Source organism: Candidatus Woesearchaeota archaeon (assembly GCA_027858315.1).
Lineage (GTDB): Archaea > Nanobdellota > Nanobdellia > Woesearchaeales > UBA583 > UBA583.
In genome coordinates this window covers 22,835-40,052 of record JAQICV010000077.1, presented here as the reverse complement: position 1 = coordinate 40,052, position 17,218 = coordinate 22,835, and the positions used below count along the sequence as shown (strand labels likewise).

Genomic DNA, 17,218 nt, shown 5'->3' with positions numbered 1-17,218 from the left:
ATTTAATTTTAAGTTTTATAAATGTTTCTTTTAGAATAAAAAGGATAACAAAAGACATTAACTAAAATTATTTCAAATATTTTTAATTTGAAATTGTATCAAAGTAATTTTTAATTAAATTACTGGCTATATATTTATAAAGTTATAATCTTTCAAATATATTAAGTATGGAGTTTTTAGAGATTGCAAAGCTTTTTGAAAATTTAGATAAAAGATCTAAAAGATTAGAGAAAGTCTTAATTCTAAGAGATTTTTTGCTTGAAAATAAAAAAGATGCAAAAATCGTATTTGACATCTTAGCAAAAAATTATCAAAGAGAAATTAATAAGAAAAATCTAGGAATTTCATTAAAGACAATATTTTCAGTTATTAGTTCTATTTCCAAAACTAGTGAGAGAGGCGTTGAAAAAAAGTTCAACAAACTTGGAGATTTAGGTTCAGTTAGTGTAGAAGTTTTAAAAGAAAAATATCAACAAAGTTTACTAAGTAAAAAATTAACAATTGAATTCATTAACAAATCTTTAGATGAAATAGCATCAATTAGTGGAACAAACAGCAATAAAAAGAAAAAAGAGATTTTGAGTAATTTATACTTATACGCTAATTCTGATGTTGAATACAAATATCTTTCAAGACTATTAATTGATGATTTAAGGATTGGGGTATCAGAAGGAGTTCTAAGAGAAGCTGCAGTTAATGCATATTTTCCAAATATTCTTGGGATTCATTTGATATGTCCTAAATGCCTATATGTGAATTTAAATTTATCAAATTGTTTAAAATGTAAAACTAAACTAGACTTAAAAGAACAAGATGAATTAGCGCAAAGAAAATACCAAATCGTTGAACTTGAAACGCCAAAAAAAGAAACAAGCTTACTTGATTATGACATTGAATATGAAATAAAACCGATAGAATTTGCTCTAAGGAGAAATAAGGAAAAACAAATACTAAAATCTTCAAATCCAAGAGAAGTGTATAACGCATTCACACAATATTTTGAAAAAAAATACAATCTATTAAACTCATTTAGAAAATTACTAAGAGAACTTGATGACGACATTTTAAATATTTTAAATTTTGAGATTATTTTAGGAAATCCAATTAAAAGTATGCTTGGAACAAGAAAGAATACAATTAAAGAAAGTTTAGAACTTACTGGGACTCCTGCATTTTTAGACTATAAATATGATGGATTAAGAGTTCAGATACACAACAAAAAAGGGGAAATAGAATTATTTTCAAGAAACTTAGATAATATAACTAAACAATTTCCTGAAGTTGTTGAATTCATAAAAGATAATTTTTCAGACCTAAGTTTCGTATTAGATACTGAATGTGTTGGGTATGACTTTGACAAAGAAGAGTTTTTAGAATTTCAAATTCTATCAAGAAGAATTTTGACAAAAGAAATCTCAGTAGTATCACATATCAATGTAGTAGTAAAGGCATTTGATATACTATATCTTAATGGAAAAACTTTAATTGATGTGAATTATGAAAAAAGAAGGGAAATCTTAGAAGGGATTTTTATTAATCGTGAATTAGTTCAAAAATTACACTTTAATACTGATAAATTAAAAGATTAATCAACAGTAAATAATACTGAATCATGTTCAATTCAGTCACTCATAAAATTCGTTCGGAACTTTGCTAACACAAAGCATCTAAATTTGATATCTCACTCAATCAACAGTAAAAAGAACTGAATCGTGTTCGACATCAAATACTCCAAGTCTAGCACCTGCATCTAACCATCCGTGAGCATAATTCAGAGCAGCAAATGCATTAATCCAATCACTTTGTTCTTCAAAGTGTTTTGCATCGTTAAAATAGGTTTGAGCCATATTAAGATAATCTTTAGCAATTTTATCTAAATGAGTCTTATCAGGGCAGGCTAGTTTTAATTTTTTAAGAGCTCTACCTGTAATATCAAAATACTTCTCAAGTTTTTCCTTCGTAATTAGATTTTGTACTTCGCTCATTTTTAGAAAAGATTATAATTTAGATTTTTTCTCTTGATGTCCACAAGCTTTACATACAAGCATTGAACCTTCTTTCTCAAGAGCTGTATCTGGGCTTCTACAATGTGGGCATTCTACAAAATTATCAAAATATCTTGAAACAATATTATTTAATCCTGCAGGTTGAAATCTTGAATGTAGTGTCAAATTTCCTCTAGCATCTAATTCTCCTCTAACTCCAGCTTCTCTTAAGAAATATTTGGTCAAATGGTCATCTTCTCTTGAGAATTTTTGAGCAATATCTTTAAAATTAGTAATCACAGTTCTTGATCTGATTAATTTACCTTTAACTGTTGGCAATTCAAATCTTCCTTTTTTATATAGAACTTCAGGTAATTCAGAATAGGCTTTATCTAAAAGTTCTTCGTATTTTTTATCATCCATTTTTTATTCATTAAAAAAGTGTCAAGCAAATTTTTACAATTTGTGACCTCATATATAATATATAATGAATTTTACTTTATAAAGTTAAGGCCAGGCCATAATTACTAAATCTTTATAAATTCTCTAAGACAAAGTAAAATATGATGAATGAAAAAGAATTTGAAGATTTCGTATTTCTACAAGCATTAGAAAATGCAGTTAATTTTGGCGGAAAAGCAAATCCTAAAGCAATGCTTGGGAAAGTTATTCCTAAATTTCCAGAAATTAAAGAAGATATGCAACACTATACTTCTGAAATTGAAAATATTGTTAAACAAGTAAATGAAATGGATGATAAAGACCAAAAAAGAAAACTATTAAGTTTAAATCCTAAAGCACTTGAAAAAAAAGAAAAAGTAGAAAAGAAAGAAGGTTTACCTGATTTGCCAGACCATAAAGGTTTATTTATTGGAAGATTTGCTCCGGCTCCTTCAGGGTATTTACATATAGGTCATTTGTATAATTTAGTTTTTAATTACGAATACAAGAAAAAATATGGTGGAAAATTTATTTTAAGATTTGAAGATACTAATCCTGAAAAAATTGACATAAATAATTATGAGAAAATTATTGAAGACTCAAAATGGATAACTGATGACAGTATTGATGAAATTTACTATCAATCCGATAGACTAGAAACATACTATAAATTTTTAAGACAATTAATTGAAACTAAAAATGCCTATGTTTGTGAATGTGAAGCAGATGTATTCAAAGCATATAATGATTCTGCAGAACCATGTCCACACAGAGATAAACCTCTTGAAGTTCAACAAAAAAAATATGAGAAATTTTTCAATGGAAAATATAAAGATGGTGATGCAGTAATTAGATTTAAAGCAGACTTAAAAAATAAAAATCCTGCACTTAGAGATTTTCCAATTGCAAGATTAAATTCGAATTCTCATGCAAGAGTTGGAACAAAATACAAACTATGGCCAATGTATAATTTATGCGTCTCAATTGACGATTCTCTTATGAATATTAACTATGTAATTAGAGGAAAAGATGCTGAAATTGGAGGAGTAAGACAAGACATGGTAAAAGATGCACTAGGTCTTAAAAAATCAAACTATTTTCATTTTGGAAGAATTAAATTTGAAGATTTAGAACTGGGGAAAACTCCAATTAAAGAAAAAATTGATACAGGTATATACTCTGGTTGGGATGACCCTAGAGTTCCAACATTAGTATCTTTTAGAAAAAGAGGATTTAGAGCAAAAGCATTTAGAGATATGATTATTGCAGGAGGGATAACTAAAAGAGATTTGAAAATGTCTGAGAAAGATTATTTTAAACAAATTAACTTTTTTAATAAACAAATTTTAGAAAAAGAAGCGGACAGGTACTCATTTGTTTTAAATCCTAAAGAAGTTCATATTAAAAACATTAATGAATTTCCTGATAAAGAAATTGTACTTCCAAAACATCAAGAATTCAAAGAAAGAGGATATCGAAAAATAACTGTAAAAAATGATTATTTTATTGATGGAATAGATTTTAATAATTTAGAAGAAGGTGATATAATTAGACTTATGCATTTTGCAAATTTTAAAATTATCGAAAAAACTAAAGATAAATTAGTTGTAGAATATTTAAGTAAAGATTATGATAAAAATCTAAATGCAAAAAGAAATATTCAATTTGTTCCAAGAAATCATAATGAACATCAACATATTGAACTTGTAATGCAAGACAATCAATTAATTAAAGGAGTTACTGAGAATTTAGATAATTTAAAACCTAATGAAAATATTCAATTTGAAAGATTTGGTTTTGTTAAATTTGATCATAAAAATAAACAAGGAAAAAATATTTTTTATTTTACACACAGATAGAAAATGGATTTAGATGAACATAAAAAATTATTTGAAGAAGTCGTTAAGAAATACAATTTATTTGAAAAAGAAAAAGCAGAAGAAATCGCTAAGTATCTAACAAAATTAAAAATAAATAAATTTGATATTGAAGAATTTGCAAACCTATTTGCAATGAAAAAAGAAGATGCTCAAATTTTTTTAAGTTTTATAGACAAAGGTCTTAAATTCAAAGAAGACCATCTGGATAAAAAGTAATTTTTTTGCTCAATCTTTTTTAGCTTTTTAAGGCGAAGAGTTAACGGAACTCGAGAGCCATCAATAAGTAAAAAGCTCAGAAAAAAGGTTGAAAGGAGACCATCTTGATAAGAAGTAATTTTATTTTAAAATTTTATCTAGTTTTTCTTCAATCCTATTTAATTGATGTTTCAAATCATTTTTTTTATTTGAATGTTGAGATTGGTATTTTAAAATAAGATTATAATCAAGCCAACCCAAAAAAATAATTAAAATAAATCCGGTTGGAACTAAAAGAAATGCACTGATATTAATTCCATATGCAAGTTTAAATGTTGCAAGAAGCATTAAAAAATTTGCAATACTCAAATATATACCCACATTTCCAAAGTATACTTTTATTTGAGCAACTAAGCTAAATATATTCTCGATTTGTTTTACCATATTAGTATATTGTGAAAGGTATTTTAAAAATAGATGTTTATTTTTCAGACTTTTTGATTTCTGATTTAATATGTTCTATTTCATCTTCTTCTTCATCAACAAAAAGCCATTTAGCAATTTTTTTCATTTTACTCTCTTTTTCAATATGAGCAGGATAAAGTTCATCCTCCTCAATTTTTTTAAAAGGTTCATCTTTTTTAGTTGTCTTTTTTTTATTAAATAAAGTTGTTTATTTTTCAACTGGTGCAGGAATTTCTTTAATAGTTTCTTTTTTAATTTCTGTTTCTTTTTCAGCTTTTTTAGAAGATTTTTCTTCTTTTTTTTGTTTTTTAGTTATCTCATGTTTTAAATCTAGAATCTCATTGAAAAATTTATCATATAAATTTGCAACTTCTTCAGTAAATTCTAATCTTAATGAACTTATTTCAAGTGTTACTTTCTCATTTAAAATTTCTGAAAATTCACCAAACCTTTCATCAAATAATTCAATATCGCTTTTATTTGATTGTGATGAACTTTGATTAAGTAAAGATTTATTTTTTATATCTTCTCTCTCTTTATCTGAAATTTCAATTTTTTTTGAGATATGTTTAATTCTATCATCAAATTCTTTCAAATAAAGATTTAAGTCTCCTAATTCTTTTTCAACATTATTTACAAAGTTTTCAAACTTTTTTTTATCAAAATCTGTTTTTATCTCAGTTTTCGTAGAAACTTTGCTTCCCTTAATTTCATCAATTTGTTTGGATAGAACAAACATATCTTGTTTGATTTTTCTAAATGCTTCTTTTAATCTTTTATCGTCGTTCATTTTCTATATATATTAGTAAAATTTAGGATTTATAAATATATCTACTTTATTCATTAAAAAGTGATGAACATTAGAATTGTTTTTTTAATTCTTCAAGAATTTTATCGAATATTTGTTTAGACTGATAAATTGTAGTATGATGATTTGCAGTTTTTGTTGGATAAAAGTTAAATTTTTTATCTTTATAAAAATTTTCGACCATACAAGTTGAGCAGTATGGTTTATACACACATCTATCACAAATAACATTTTGCTCAATCATAGAATTAAGTATTGCTTTTGAAGTCTCTTTTTTTTTAAAAATTTTTTGCCAATTATCATCATAAACATTCCCTAAGTTAAATTCATCTCTACCTAAAGCTTCATTACATGTATAAATTTCACCATTATTAAAATATGTCATTTGGCCTGTTGCAGCTCCACAAGGAGATTCGTAATCAGTATGATATCCAGGGACATTTAAAAGCACTTTCTTTGCGTAAAGTTCTTGCATTCTCTCAAAAACAAAAGTACCTTTTTCTCTTAAAGATTCTAAATGCTTTAAGGATTTTTCATAAAACTCAATGAAATTTTCTTGAGAATATGTAATTGAATCTTCATTTTCTTCAACTCTTCCAACATGTGTAAGTCCTCTAATGTCTACAGAATAAAGTCCTAATTTTACATATTCATCAATAATTTCTTTGTAAAATGGTAAGGAATTTTTAGTTATAGTCATAAGAGCATTTACTTGTAATTTACTATTCAGAGTTTTATATTTCTCATTAATTCGTTTTACCCAGTAAACAACTTTTTCATATGTTCCAATTTCCGATCCACTTTTTGATAAAAAAAATCTATTTTTATCATGAACTTCTTTAGGCCCATCAAATGAAGTACAAATTGTAACATCATTTTCAATTAACCAATCAGCAATATCATCACTCATTAAAGTTAGATTTGAGACAAGTGCAAAATGTAAATCTTTTTTATAAGTTTTATTTAACTCATTGGCATGTTTTACCATAATTTTGATTATATCAAATCTAACTAAAGGTTCTCCTCCTTGAAATTCGATAGTTATTGAGTTTGATGGTGATTTCATAATAAATTCAACAATTTTTAATGCAGTATCATCACTCATATCTGTTTCTTGTATTTTCTCAGTCATAGAACAAGAAGATGCAAAACAATATACGCAAGCAAGATTACATCTATGTGTGGGAATAACAATATGAAGTGAAGTTCCTGAATTAAGGAATTCATATCTTTTTTTAGTTTTTTCAACAATCTGATTAAAATTTTTCTCAGTAATAATTACACCTTTTTGAAGTAAAATTTCAAAGATTTTAGGGTCTACAATTTTACCTTTTTTTAATTGTTGTAGTGTACTTTTATTAATAAATAAAAAATTTCCATCATCAAGAGTTACCAAATAAAGTCCTGACATAGTATCATATAATTTATATCTATAAAAATTACTAATATAATCTAAACCATCTTGTTTTAGGAAATTTATAGCCATATTATTATAAGAAAAAAATAGTTTTATAAATCTTATCAAAGATATATTTTTATGAAGACACATTTCGAAATAAATGTTTGGGCTGCAATTATTAGGATAAATAAAGAAATATATCCAAAAGAAGTTCTAATACAAGCATCTTATGTAAAATTAAGTGATTTTTTTTTCTTTTTAGATCAAGAAGAAGATTATTTCATTGTTAATATGAAATTTAAAGAAAAAGAAGGAACTAAAGCAGAACTAGAAACTGCAGTTTATGAATTTTTTGATGAGTTAATTGAATCTCAAAGTTATTTAGATCAATTAAAAAGGACTTCAAAGATTAGGGAGATAATTCTTGAAAAAGCTTTATTAGGGCAAACTCTTGATGATGAGACTATTGAAGATTTAACTAAAGAACTAGAAAAAAAATAAGAGTAAATTTTTATTTTATTCTTTCAAATATCTTAGAGTTATGTAGTTGGGATGAAATGAATCTAAACAATGATTAAGAATTTCCAAGAATTATTATTTTTAAGTAATACTTAACTTTTATATAAAATATAAATTATTTAGAATTATATTAAAATGAATCTACATCATAATCATCACTTTGAATTGCATAAGGCAATGCATGATAAAATGAGTCCTTTATACATTTATCAAGCGCTTTTAACCTTTGCAAAAAGCTTAATTGGAATTTTTGTACCAGTTTATTTATACAGCATAGGATACTCTTTAGTTGAAGTTATACTCTATAGTATTGGAACTTCGATTATTTATTTAATCATGATTCCAATTTCTGTTAAAACTATTAATAAATTAGGTTTCAAATATACTTTATTATTCACAACCCCAATTTATTTAGTCCATGTAATATTCCTTAATTTCTTATCACTCTCGACACTATATTATCATTTAAGTTGGATTAGTTTTGGTTTATATATGTCATTTTTTTGGCCAACTTTTCACAGCGAAATCGCAGTTAATGGCTCAAATAAACATAGGAGTTCACAAATGGGAACACTACAAATTATTACAACACTTGTAGGAACTTCTGCCCCGATTATATCAGGTTATATTCTAGAATTTACTAGTTTTTGGTACCTTTTAATTTTAACATTTTCAATTGTTTTACTTGGTCTTGTGCCTCTTTTAAAATCTAAGGATATTCGAATAAAAAATTATGATTTCTCTTACAAAGATTATTACAAATTAATTAAAAATAAAAAAAATAAAATATCTAAAAAGGCATTTATCTATGAAGGATTAGATGCAATTTTAATACTAAGAATTTGGCCAATACTAGTGTTCATTTTACTTAGTAAAAGCTTCTTTAATGTGGGAATTTTACTTACTACAATTTCATTTTTTAGTATGATTATTTTATATTACACTAAATCTTATTTTGATAAAAAAGGTATAGATAAAGAATTGCCAAATATAATGAGATTTGAATCTGTAAGTTGGTTCTTTAAGAGTCTAGTTATTTTCTTCGGGTTATTTGCACTATACATAATTGAAGGTTTAGGAAAACTTGTAAGAAGCCATGTTAATATGCTTTTCATGTCAATATTTTATAATAATGCATCAAAGGGAGATTACATGGAATATATTATTCTAAGGGAGTGGTATTTACATACTGCCAAAATTATGTTTGCGATTGGAATCATGGGAATTTTCATATTATTTGGGGAAACCATATACACCCTTAGCGCAATAGCATTTTCAGGCATTTTTATTACTAAAGGGATGGGTTCTTTTAGAGAAGAAAATTAATTATTTAATTTATACTTGTTTCCAAAGATCTTTATCTGATTTGGAAACTCCACAGATAGGGCAGACCCAACTATCAGGAATATCACTCCATTTAGTTCCAGCTTCAATACCGCTGTCAATATCTCCTATATTCTCATCATATACATATCCACAAGGAATACACAACCATTTTACCATTTTATTACATTTCTCATAGAATTTAATCTCTTCTTTTATTTAAAAATCTGTTGAAAATTAACAATTCTAAATCCTAACAAATAAATGATTTCAGAATAGATTTCCATGATAACTTTTAAAAAGCAGTATTTATTCTTTTTTAGTATGAAAATCCTAAATTTATAGGATATTCGTATTTTTCAAATAAAAATGACAGAGCTTAAACGGGAATATGTAGTCCCACTGAGGAGAAAAACTAAGTTTGCTCCAAAGTGGAGAAGGAGTAAAAAAGCTATCTGTGTTTTACAAGAATTTATTCAAAAACATATGAAAACTGATTCAGTTATCATTTGTCCAGAACTTAACGAAAAAGTATGGGAGAATGGTATTAAGAATCCTCCAGGGAAAGTGAGTGTAATTGCTCTTAAGACACAAATTGGTGGAGTTGAGAAAACATTAGTTAACTTAATTGAAATCGGTGTGGATAAACATCTTGACAAATATAGATCTCAAGAAGTTCAAGCAGTAAAAGAACAAAAAGCAGAGAAACCTGCTAAAGCTGCAAAGACTGAAGAGACTAAGACTGAAGTAAAAAACGCTGAAGTTAAAGAAGTTGAGACTAAGGAAGAGGAAACTGAGGAGGTAAAAAAGAATGGATAAACTTATTGATGAAATGAGAAATGTGAAAGAAGTTGTAGCTCCTGAATGGGCCGCTTTTGTTAAAACAGGTGTTAGTAAAGAAAGACCTCCTGTAAATCCTGAATGGTGGCAAGTAAGAGCTGCTTCAGTATTAAGTAAAGTTAATAAATATGGTCCAATTGGAACAAACACATTAGCTAAAGCTTACGGTGGTAAAAAAAATAGAGGTCACAGACCTGAGAAAAAATTTGATGGTTCAAGAAACATTGTAAGAAAAGTTTTACAACAACTTGAAAGTGCTGGTTTAATCAAACAAGTAGCTTTACCTAAAGCTGGAAAAGTTTTAACTAAAAAAGGTAATGATTTAATTATTAAAACGAGGGACTAAAATGGAAGGAATTATTGTGAATTATAGAAGAGGAAGAAAAACACAAACAACTAACCAAATGATAGTTTTAGTTCCAGGTACTGATAGTAAAGAAACAGCTGAGAAATTAGTTGGTAAAACTGTAACTTATGTTTGTGAAGGAAAAGCAAAAAAAGAAATTACTGGTACAATTAGCGCAATTCATGGTGGTAAAGGTGCAGTTAGAGTTCATTTTATTACTGGTATGCCTGGTCAAGCAATTGGGGGATCTGTAAAGATTAATTAACAATGGCAACAAAGCTTAGAAAATGGACCGCTTATAGAAAACTAGAGAGACCTTACACTAGATTTTCAAAATATAGGAAGAAAGCTTTTGTTAAAGCAAGACCTGGTAAAAAGATTATTAAGTTTGATATGGGTAATTTAGTTCAATCAGATAATTTTCCAGTAAAATTGCAATTAATTTCAAAAGATGATGCACAAGTAAGAACTAATTCAATTGAAGCTGCAAGAATTGCAGTTTTAAGAAGAATTGAAAAGAAATATGGTAGATCTGGTTTTTACTTTAGAATTAAAGCTGTGCCTCATCATACTTTAAGAGAGAATCCTCTTGCTGCAGGAGCAGGAGCAGATAGGCTTTCAACAGGTATGAAACACAGTTTTGGTAAAACTATTGGTACTGCATGTCAAGTACATAAAGGAAAAGTAATTTTCGAATTATTTTTACCTGCAGGAGAAGAGATCTTTGGAAGAGAAGCTTTAAGAGTTGGTTCTTCAAAACTAACACTTCGAACAACTACTCATTCCACTATTCAAAAAGTTAAAAAATTAACTAAAGCAGAATTAGAAACTAATGCAGAAATTGATAGAAAAGAAGCAGAACAAAAAGCAGCAGCAGCAGCAGCTGCTGCAGCAAAAGCTGAATTAAAAGCTGAAACAAAGACTGAATAATAAAGTTTTTTTATAATAAATCAAAAATCTTCTTTAAGATTTTTGGTCATTATTTAGCTTGAACTAAATAATAAACTTTATAATCCAATCTTAATTAATTAATATTATTGTGGCCCTATGGTCTAGCCTGGATATGATAACAGCCTTCTAAGCTGTGGATCGGGAGTTCGAATCTCCCTGGGGCCGCTAGAATTTACAAAAAACTTTTTAAAGGGAAATTAGTTCCTTTTAATTATAACAAACGGACAAATAAAAGGTTTATTTCTATATAATCCTCCGATGGTGTAGTCCGGCCAATCATTCCGGCCTTTCGAGCCGGGGACCCGGGTTCAAATCCCGGTCGGAGGGCTTTTAAAAAACGCGGGAGGCGAACCGTATTATGTATTTTCTAGATTCTTGACTTTTGGTAGGAGGTGAACCTAAATTTTAAGAAAGGTGACTACATAAGAAGATATATTTATAAATTGTAGTCACCTAATTATTACTATGTTTGTAGAAAAAAGAAAATCTGGAAAAAATATAAAATACTATTTATCTCATTCTTATAGAGATAATGATAAAGTAAAAAAAATTTCTAGGTATCTAGGACAAAATTTATCTGCAAAAGATTTAGAAAAAAATAAATCTAGGGCACAGCAAATAATTCTTGAACAAATTGAAGAGTTAAAAACAGAAGTCTTTAATTTTTTTTTATCTTCTTCTCAAATTAATCAATTAAATAAATATGATTCTAAGTTAAAAATAATTCATCTTCAAAATTCAGAATTTGAGAAATTTAAAGAAGATTTCGTATATAATACTAATGCAATTGAAGGTTCATCTGTTCTTGAAGATGAAGTTAAGGATTTACTTGAAGAGAAAACTTTACCTAAAACTAAAGATGAACTAGAAACTATTAATGTTGGATTGGCCGTAGATTTCATTAACACTTGCAAGGATGATGTTTCTTTAGATTTAATATTAAAATTACATGAAATTTGTTTTAAAGGTTCAAAAGGATTTGCAGGGAAGTTAAGGGATGTTGAAGTTGTAATAAAAAATAATCAAGGTGATATCATTCATCAAGGAGCACCTGTCTCACAATTAAAAGAAGAATTGGACGAATTTATACATTGGTATAATGAGAATAAGAATAACTTTAAACCTCTGATCTTAGCAGCCCTAGTCCATAATCAATTTGAACATATTCATCCATTTCAAGATGGAAATGGCAGAGTTGGTAGATTATTACTAAATTACATATTATTAAAAAATAATTATCCTCCAATTAACATATTTTTAGAAGATAGACAAGAGTATTACTTCTCTTTAAGAGAATACTCTCAAAATAACAATTTAAAACCAACAATTCAGTTTTTAATAAAGCAGTACAAGAAAACTTTGAAATAGGAGACTACATTTTTTTCATTTTTCATTTTTGTAGTCACCTAATTAAAGGAGGTGAACTTTTATTTAAGTTTTAAAATTTATTAATATCAACGTATTTAGTTCTTTATTGTTGATATCTTGTATTTCTAACATTAAACTACTCCCGGTCGGAGGGCTTAATAATTTTCTAAAGATAAGATTATAAATTCTGATAACATTATCTATATTATGTCAAGAAAAATAATTCTAAATCTAGCAATTAGTTTAGATGGTTATATTGCAAGAGGAGATGGAAGCTTTGATTGGATAGTCGGAGATGCAGATAAGAGCCATGATACTAATAAAAAATTTAATTTTGAAGAGTTTTTAAATTCTATTGATACAGTAGTTATGGGAAGAAAAGCATATGAAGATATTCCTGAAGAATCAATTGAAATGTTTAAAGATAAAAAAGTATATGTTGCAACATCAAAAGAATTAAAATCGAAACTCAAAGACGTTGAATTCAGAAAAGAAAATATTGTAGATAAAATATTAGAATTACAAAAAGAAAATGGGAAAAATATTTGGTTATATGGGGGAGCTGGTTTAACTGACACATTTATTAAATCAGAGATAATAGATGATTATATTATTGGTATTATCCCGACCATTTTAGGTTCAGGAAGAAGATTATTTTTAGAAAACAATCCTAATATAAAATTACATCTAGAGGAATCTACTATTCAAGAAGGAATTGTTATTTTAAAATATACTAAAAAATAATATTTACTTTAAGAAAAAGTTATATATTACAATTTCCATAAACTAATATGAAAGAAACTTTAGTCCAGATTGCAAATAAATTTGATAAAATCTCTTTGTGTAAAGTATTTGGAGTTGATGGACTTAGATTTGATTATGGAAAAATATTAGTCATTTCATATAAAAATAGTTTAATGATTAAACTTGATGAAAATTCAAAAAAAGAAGCATTAAAATTAACTGGAGCAAAGATTGGGCATCACATTTATGATTCTAACAAAATTATGAAAAATTGGGTTTTGATCCCTATTGAACACAAAGAAGAATATTCCTATTTTATTAGAAAGGCAATTAATAATATTAAAAAATTAGAGAAATAATATATACATTCATAGATTTTCATTAAGTATTATATTTCAAATAATTTCAACTTCTTACAAATATTTAAAAACAGCTTAATCTATTTTTTATTATGAACAATGAAAATTTAGTAAAATAAATTTTCAAGACCATTTTAATAAATAAAAATGAATATACAAGATAATCTAAAACAAGAACTTCTAAAAAAATTTAATACTGAAAGTAAAATAAATTCGATAATGACTAACTATGAATTATATAACTTTCATGATTTAACTTCAAGTCAGCTTCTAAAATTATTCAATAAAGAGACTCAAGAGATATACACTCAATCACATGCAAAAAAACATTTAACTAAGATATTTGATATGATAAAATCTCAATTTTTCAATCAAAAGACAAATCATTATGCAAATCTATTTTTTAATCCAACTAAAGAAGTTAAAGAATTAAAAAAAAGAAAAGAAATTTTCTCAAGTATTTCTAAAATTGATATAGATGAAGAATCTCAAAAACAAATCAAAACAATAATCAATCAAATAGAACTAATTAATACAAAGGTATCTTTTAATAAAACAATTTATACTCTAGACAAACAAATTCAAGATCTATTATATGACTCATATAAAATTAGCTCACTCTATGTTACAAAAAATGAATTAGAAGAAATAACTCAAAACCAAAGTGCAAGTTTTATTTTAGTAACTGAAGAGGATTTATATGTTGACTTTGAAATTTATTCTTTCAAAGATTTTCAAAAAGTAATTATCGGAAATATAATAAAAAAGAATTCGAAACAAATTTTAAATTTATTAAAACTTTTAGATTTATCTTCAAAATATAATAAGTCAATACAATCCTGTGCTCATCAATTAACAAATAATGAATTAGACATAGATATAGACCAAATAAAACTAAAAGAGCTTCTTGAAGTAGATTCTTCTGAATCACTAAAAGAATTGACAAATAAAGCTCTAAGACTTGAAGAAGAGGTTCAGAACATAAACAAAGAACTAAAAGAAATCATTTCAAAAAAACAACTCTCATTAGGAGGAGATGAGCTGCTTGAATTATTAAATTCTGGAAATATGCAAGCACTCCAGGATAAATTCAAAGAAGACACTAGAGAAATAATTTCTCAAAGAGAAAAAGAAATCCTAGAAGATTTCAAAAAGGCAAAAATAAATGTTGACTTCTTATTTTCTAATTCAACATATCCTCTTGAATTAGATGAAGAAGCAAAAGCAAATTTATTAAATCAAATCGATTCAGTCTCTTCTCAATTAGAATTGGACACATACAAACAACTAGGTTCAATTAATTATAAACAAATCAAAAAACTATGGGACTATGCTTTTTATTTAGACTTCTTTAATGGAATCTCAAAGTTTGCAAAAAAATACAACCTTCAATATCCTAACTTAGGAGACAAACTTGAATTAATTCAAAGTAGAAATATATACATCGATAATCCAATGCCAATCTCATACGGACTAGGAACTAATTCAATAAATAATGAGAAATTAGAAAATGAAAAAATCTCAGTATTAACAGGTGCAAATTCAGGTGGAAAAACAACTATTCTAGAAATGTTCTTACAAATTCATATCCTAACTAATATGGGTCTTCCATCTCCAACTTCAGTATCTTCTACAGTAAAAATCTTTGATGAAATAATTTACTTAAAGAAATTTACAGGAACTCAAGGATCAGGAGCATTTGAACAAACTATAAGAAATCTAATTGAAATACTAGACCATGAAAATTCTAAATTAATTCTAATTGATGAATTCGAAGCAATAACTGAGCCAGGTGCTGCAGCTAAAATTCTAATAGAATTCTTAACAGAATTATCTCTGCAAAATAATTATTGTATTGCAGTATCTCACTTAGGAAGAGAAATTAAAGAATTCATTGAAGAACAAAGAGTTAAAGGAATAAGAATAGATGGAATCTCTGCAACAGGTTTAGATGAGAAAGGAAACTTAATGACAAATCATCAACCTCAATTTAATCAATTAGGAAAATCAACTCCTGAGTTGATTCTAAAAAGAGTATTACAAGATGAATCATTCTGGAAAAATAAAACTAAGAAGAGTAGAGAAATTTTGGAGAGAATTGTTAATTAGTAATTAATCATCTACACAAGAAATACTATCACAAGAAAAGAATTCATTACATCTATATATTCCTGAACAATATTTATATTCAAAATTTTGCTCACATATAAATTTGCATTCCAAAATAACTTTTTCATCATTTTTTAATATATTTAATTTTTCTTCTTCACTTATATCACAACCAGAATTATAATACCAAGGTTCTCCAATTAAACAACCAGCTCCTCCTCCAAATTCACATTTTTGAGTGAGAATATTAGTTCTAAAATGTGGGAATTGAATTGCCATTGAACATAGTTCACCTTCTGTATTATTCAAAAAAAAAGCAAAGAAAAATAATAAAACAAGTAAACTTCCAAAAAAAATGGATTTTTTATATTTTTTGTCTTTAAAACTTAGAACCAGATGATATATGCTAGTTAGTCCTAGGAAAAAAAGAAATCCTTTAAATATAGTTATAGATAAAAAACCTAATACTGAACCGTGATAATTAAAGTTTATTGTTACTGAAATAATTATTGAAATAAAAGCATAAATGAGATATCTTTTTTTCATTTAAATATGATTAAATTTTTATATTTATAAATATTTAGATTTGCATTGTTTCTTTACTTATCTTTTAAATTCTCAAATAATTTACTAAAGGCTTCTTTATTGTTTTCCCATTTCAACAAATCAAGTGCTTCTTCTAAAGTAACCCATTTATATTCTTCATGCTCAGGGTAAATATTATTCTCAATATTAATTACTGTATTTGTGTCTACTTCAAATGCTAAAACATATTCTTTTATGGTTGGCATAACTTCTCGAGTTAAATAATGTCTATTCATTTCAAAATAATGTACATTATCTATTACTCTTATAATATTTTTCTTATCAATTGATGTTTCCTCTTTTATTTCTCTATAGCATCCATCCAATACATTTTTATCACTATCCTCCATTTTTCCACATATAGGCTGCCAAAAGTGACCTTTTGAAGGAATCCTTTTTAACAATAGGAATTCATATTCATCTTTCTTTTTTCTATAAACTATTGCCTCTAGTTGGATTCTTTTATTACTCATATATTATATAATGAAAAATATATTTTTAAATCTTTTTAATTATTGGAATGTTATATAATTGTAGATCTATAATTATAGTAAATATTAAATGAAGTTAACTATAATGCAATCAAATTATCAAGATTACCTATTTTATAATTAGTTTTAGAATCTTCAGTCCTATTTTCTAAAGCAAACTTAATCATAAAACTTACATTTGAACTCATATTAATTTTTTCTAATTTTAATTTTGTTTCTTTTTCTAATTTTAATAACTCATTTGCAAATGATCTAGAGATAAATTCAATATTTTTAAAATCTAATGTAGTAATATTTTCTTCAATGATAATATCAAATAAATGTCTAGCAGTTGATCTTAAAGCTAGTTTATTTTTAAAAGATTTAGATAATTCTATTTTTTTCATATATATAATATGATGTCTTTTTTT

General features: G+C 26.4%; 22 protein-coding genes and 2 tRNA genes. 15 read left to right on the top strand and 9 right to left on the bottom strand.

The genetic code is table 11. The annotated features are described in order from the left end of the window. Positions 1–167 precede the first annotated feature (167 nt). The gene (locus tag PF569_07470) at positions 168–1,589 is read left to right on the top strand and encodes a hypothetical protein (protein MDA3856074.1); all 1,422 of its coding nucleotides are present in this window, start codon (positions 168–170) and stop codon (positions 1,587–1,589) included. 96 nt (positions 1,590–1,685) lie between these two features. Here the strand turns inward: PF569_07470 and PF569_07465 are convergent, their stop codons facing one another. Both PF569_07465 and PF569_07460 read right to left on the bottom strand, forming a co-directional pair. Then, positions 1,686–1,985 (bottom strand): DUF357 domain-containing protein, encoded by a 300-nt coding sequence (locus PF569_07465; GenBank protein ID MDA3856073.1) that lies wholly within the window; start codon positions 1,983–1,985, stop codon positions 1,686–1,688. A 12-nt stretch (positions 1,986–1,997) separates the two neighbouring features. Further along, positions 1,998–2,408 (bottom strand): translation initiation factor IF-2 subunit beta, encoded by a 411-nt coding sequence (locus PF569_07460; protein MDA3856072.1) that lies wholly within the window; start codon positions 2,406–2,408, stop codon positions 1,998–2,000. Positions 2,409–2,551: 143 nt separating this feature from the next. On the opposite strand from PF569_07460, the gene PF569_07455 reads away from it, so the two are divergent. Then, positions 2,552–4,285 carry a glutamate--tRNA ligase gene (locus PF569_07455; GenBank protein ID MDA3856071.1) on the top strand — a complete coding sequence of 578 codons (1,734 nt, stop codon included), beginning with the start codon at positions 2,552–2,554 and terminating at the stop codon, positions 4,283–4,285. 3 nt (positions 4,286–4,288) lie between these two features. After that, a complete protein-coding gene (locus PF569_07450; GenBank protein MDA3856070.1) occupies positions 4,289–4,522 on the top strand; it encodes a hypothetical protein in 234 nt (77 codons plus the stop codon). 120 nt (positions 4,523–4,642) lie between these two features. On the opposite strand, the gene PF569_07445 is transcribed toward PF569_07450, so the two are convergent. The 3 genes from PF569_07445 to PF569_07435 all read right to left on the bottom strand — a co-directional run bounded on the left by PF569_07445 (position 4,643) and on the right by PF569_07435 (position 7,260). Next, the gene (locus PF569_07445; GenBank protein ID MDA3856069.1) at positions 4,643–4,945 is read right to left on the bottom strand and encodes a hypothetical protein; all 303 of its coding nucleotides are present in this window, start codon (positions 4,943–4,945) and stop codon (positions 4,643–4,645) included. 229 nt (positions 4,946–5,174) lie between these two features. Beyond that, positions 5,175–5,756, bottom strand: a complete 582-nt coding sequence (locus PF569_07440) for a hypothetical protein (GenBank protein ID MDA3856068.1) — start codon at positions 5,754–5,756, stop codon at positions 5,175–5,177. Positions 5,757–5,826: 70 nt separating this feature from the next. Then, positions 5,827–7,260, bottom strand: coding sequence for an SPASM domain-containing protein (locus PF569_07435; protein MDA3856067.1), 1,434 nt, complete (start codon positions 7,258–7,260; stop codon positions 5,827–5,829). Between the two features lie 51 nt (positions 7,261–7,311). Here PF569_07435 and hxsD point away from each other — a divergent pair, with 51 nt between their 5' ends. Both hxsD and PF569_07425 read left to right on the top strand, forming a co-directional pair. Further along, the gene (gene hxsD / locus PF569_07430; GenBank protein MDA3856066.1) at positions 7,312–7,674 is read left to right on the top strand and encodes a His-Xaa-Ser system protein HxsD; all 363 of its coding nucleotides are present in this window, start codon (positions 7,312–7,314) and stop codon (positions 7,672–7,674) included. A 207-nt stretch (positions 7,675–7,881) separates the two neighbouring features. Further along, the gene (locus PF569_07425; protein MDA3856065.1) at positions 7,882–9,018 is read left to right on the top strand and encodes a hypothetical protein; all 1,137 of its coding nucleotides are present in this window, start codon (positions 7,882–7,884) and stop codon (positions 9,016–9,018) included. A gap of 9 nt (positions 9,019–9,027) precedes the next feature. Here the strand turns inward: PF569_07425 and PF569_07420 are convergent, their stop codons facing one another. Beyond that, entirely contained in the window at positions 9,028–9,195 is a 168-nt protein-coding gene (locus PF569_07420) for a rubredoxin (GenBank protein ID MDA3856064.1), read from the bottom strand. 189 nt (positions 9,196–9,384) lie between these two features. On the opposite strand from PF569_07420, the gene PF569_07415 reads away from it, so the two are divergent. From PF569_07415 to PF569_07370, 10 genes are all read left to right on the top strand, one after another. Then, entirely contained in the window at positions 9,385–9,834 is a 450-nt protein-coding gene (locus PF569_07415) for a 50S ribosomal protein L31e (GenBank protein MDA3856063.1), read from the top strand. Then, positions 9,827–10,201, top strand: coding sequence for a 40S ribosomal protein S19 (locus PF569_07410; protein ID MDA3856062.1), 375 nt, complete (start codon positions 9,827–9,829; stop codon positions 10,199–10,201). The genes PF569_07415 and PF569_07410 overlap by 8 nt, the downstream gene beginning before the upstream one ends. A 1-nt stretch (position 10,202) precedes the next feature. Beyond that, positions 10,203–10,466 (top strand): 50S ribosomal protein L35ae, encoded by a 264-nt coding sequence (locus PF569_07405; GenBank protein MDA3856061.1) that lies wholly within the window; start codon positions 10,203–10,205, stop codon positions 10,464–10,466. Between the two features lie 2 nt (positions 10,467–10,468). After that, positions 10,469–11,131 carry a 50S ribosomal protein L16 gene (locus PF569_07400; GenBank protein ID MDA3856060.1) on the top strand — a complete coding sequence of 221 codons (663 nt, stop codon included), beginning with the start codon at positions 10,469–10,471 and terminating at the stop codon, positions 11,129–11,131. 111 nt (positions 11,132–11,242) lie between these two features. After that, positions 11,243–11,317: transfer RNA gene (locus PF569_07395), tRNA-Arg, on the top strand. An 87-nt stretch (positions 11,318–11,404) separates the two neighbouring features. After that, positions 11,405–11,479, top strand: a tRNA-Glu gene (locus PF569_07390). A 138-nt stretch (positions 11,480–11,617) separates the two neighbouring features. Next, on the top strand, positions 11,618–12,520 hold the full coding sequence (locus tag PF569_07385; GenBank protein ID MDA3856059.1) for a Fic family protein: 903 nt from the start codon (positions 11,618–11,620) through the stop codon (positions 12,518–12,520). Between the two features lie 207 nt (positions 12,521–12,727). Then, the gene (locus tag PF569_07380; protein MDA3856058.1) at positions 12,728–13,264 is read left to right on the top strand and encodes a dihydrofolate reductase family protein; all 537 of its coding nucleotides are present in this window, start codon (positions 12,728–12,730) and stop codon (positions 13,262–13,264) included. A gap of 47 nt (positions 13,265–13,311) precedes the next feature. Beyond that, positions 13,312–13,623 carry a hypothetical protein gene (locus tag PF569_07375; GenBank protein ID MDA3856057.1) on the top strand — a complete coding sequence of 104 codons (312 nt, stop codon included), beginning with the start codon at positions 13,312–13,314 and terminating at the stop codon, positions 13,621–13,623. Between the two features lie 147 nt (positions 13,624–13,770). Then, positions 13,771–15,732, top strand: coding sequence for a hypothetical protein (locus PF569_07370; protein ID MDA3856056.1), 1,962 nt, complete (start codon positions 13,771–13,773; stop codon positions 15,730–15,732). A gap of 3 nt (positions 15,733–15,735) precedes the next feature. Here the strand turns inward: PF569_07370 and PF569_07365 are convergent, their stop codons facing one another. The 3 genes from PF569_07365 to PF569_07355 form a co-directional block, all read right to left on the bottom strand. Further along, positions 15,736–16,278, bottom strand: a complete 543-nt coding sequence (locus PF569_07365; GenBank protein ID MDA3856055.1) for a hypothetical protein — start codon at positions 16,276–16,278, stop codon at positions 15,736–15,738. Between the two features lie 53 nt (positions 16,279–16,331). Further along, positions 16,332–16,790, bottom strand: a complete 459-nt coding sequence (locus tag PF569_07360; protein ID MDA3856054.1) for an NUDIX domain-containing protein — start codon at positions 16,788–16,790, stop codon at positions 16,332–16,334. Positions 16,791–16,888: 98 nt separating this feature from the next. Next, the gene (locus PF569_07355) at positions 16,889–17,194 is read right to left on the bottom strand and encodes a hypothetical protein (GenBank protein MDA3856053.1); all 306 of its coding nucleotides are present in this window, start codon (positions 17,192–17,194) and stop codon (positions 16,889–16,891) included. Positions 17,195–17,218: the final 24 nt, after the last annotated feature.

Bases quoted from the DNA above. Each gene is read 5' to 3' on its own strand.
- PF569_07470 (MDA3856074.1), top strand. From the start codon at position 168: ATGGAGTTTTTAGAGATTGCAAAGCTTTTTGAAAATTTAGATAAAAGA.
- PF569_07465 (MDA3856073.1), bottom strand. From the start codon at position 1,985: ATGAGCGAAGTACAAAATCTAATTACGAAGGAAAAACTTGAGAAGTAT.
- PF569_07460 (MDA3856072.1), bottom strand. From the start codon at position 2,408: ATGGATGATAAAAAATACGAAGAACTTTTAGATAAAGCCTATTCTGAA.
- PF569_07455 (MDA3856071.1), top strand. From the start codon at position 2,552: ATGAATGAAAAAGAATTTGAAGATTTCGTATTTCTACAAGCATTAGAA.
- PF569_07450 (MDA3856070.1), top strand. From the start codon at position 4,289: ATGGATTTAGATGAACATAAAAAATTATTTGAAGAAGTCGTTAAGAAA.
- PF569_07445 (MDA3856069.1), bottom strand. From the start codon at position 4,945: ATGGTAAAACAAATCGAGAATATATTTAGCTTAGTTGCTCAAATAAAA.
- PF569_07440 (MDA3856068.1), bottom strand. From the start codon at position 5,756: ATGAACGACGATAAAAGATTAAAAGAAGCATTTAGAAAAATCAAACAA.
- PF569_07435 (MDA3856067.1), bottom strand. From the start codon at position 7,260: ATGGCTATAAATTTCCTAAAACAAGATGGTTTAGATTATATTAGTAAT.
- hxsD (MDA3856066.1), top strand. From the start codon at position 7,312: ATGAAGACACATTTCGAAATAAATGTTTGGGCTGCAATTATTAGGATA.
- PF569_07425 (MDA3856065.1), top strand. From the start codon at position 7,882: ATGAGTCCTTTATACATTTATCAAGCGCTTTTAACCTTTGCAAAAAGC.
- PF569_07420 (MDA3856064.1), bottom strand. From the start codon at position 9,195: ATGGTAAAATGGTTGTGTATTCCTTGTGGATATGTATATGATGAGAAT.
- PF569_07415 (MDA3856063.1), top strand. From the start codon at position 9,385: ATGACAGAGCTTAAACGGGAATATGTAGTCCCACTGAGGAGAAAAACT.
- PF569_07410 (MDA3856062.1), top strand. From the start codon at position 9,827: ATGGATAAACTTATTGATGAAATGAGAAATGTGAAAGAAGTTGTAGCT.
- PF569_07405 (MDA3856061.1), top strand. From the start codon at position 10,203: ATGGAAGGAATTATTGTGAATTATAGAAGAGGAAGAAAAACACAAACA.
- PF569_07400 (MDA3856060.1), top strand. From the start codon at position 10,469: ATGGCAACAAAGCTTAGAAAATGGACCGCTTATAGAAAACTAGAGAGA.
- PF569_07385 (MDA3856059.1), top strand. From the start codon at position 11,618: ATGTTTGTAGAAAAAAGAAAATCTGGAAAAAATATAAAATACTATTTA.
- PF569_07380 (MDA3856058.1), top strand. From the start codon at position 12,728: ATGTCAAGAAAAATAATTCTAAATCTAGCAATTAGTTTAGATGGTTAT.
- PF569_07375 (MDA3856057.1), top strand. From the start codon at position 13,312: ATGAAAGAAACTTTAGTCCAGATTGCAAATAAATTTGATAAAATCTCT.
- PF569_07370 (MDA3856056.1), top strand. From the start codon at position 13,771: ATGAATATACAAGATAATCTAAAACAAGAACTTCTAAAAAAATTTAAT.
- PF569_07365 (MDA3856055.1), bottom strand. From the start codon at position 16,278: ATGAAAAAAAGATATCTCATTTATGCTTTTATTTCAATAATTATTTCA.
- PF569_07360 (MDA3856054.1), bottom strand. From the start codon at position 16,790: ATGAGTAATAAAAGAATCCAACTAGAGGCAATAGTTTATAGAAAAAAG.
- PF569_07355 (MDA3856053.1), bottom strand. From the start codon at position 17,194: ATGAAAAAAATAGAATTATCTAAATCTTTTAAAAATAAACTAGCTTTA.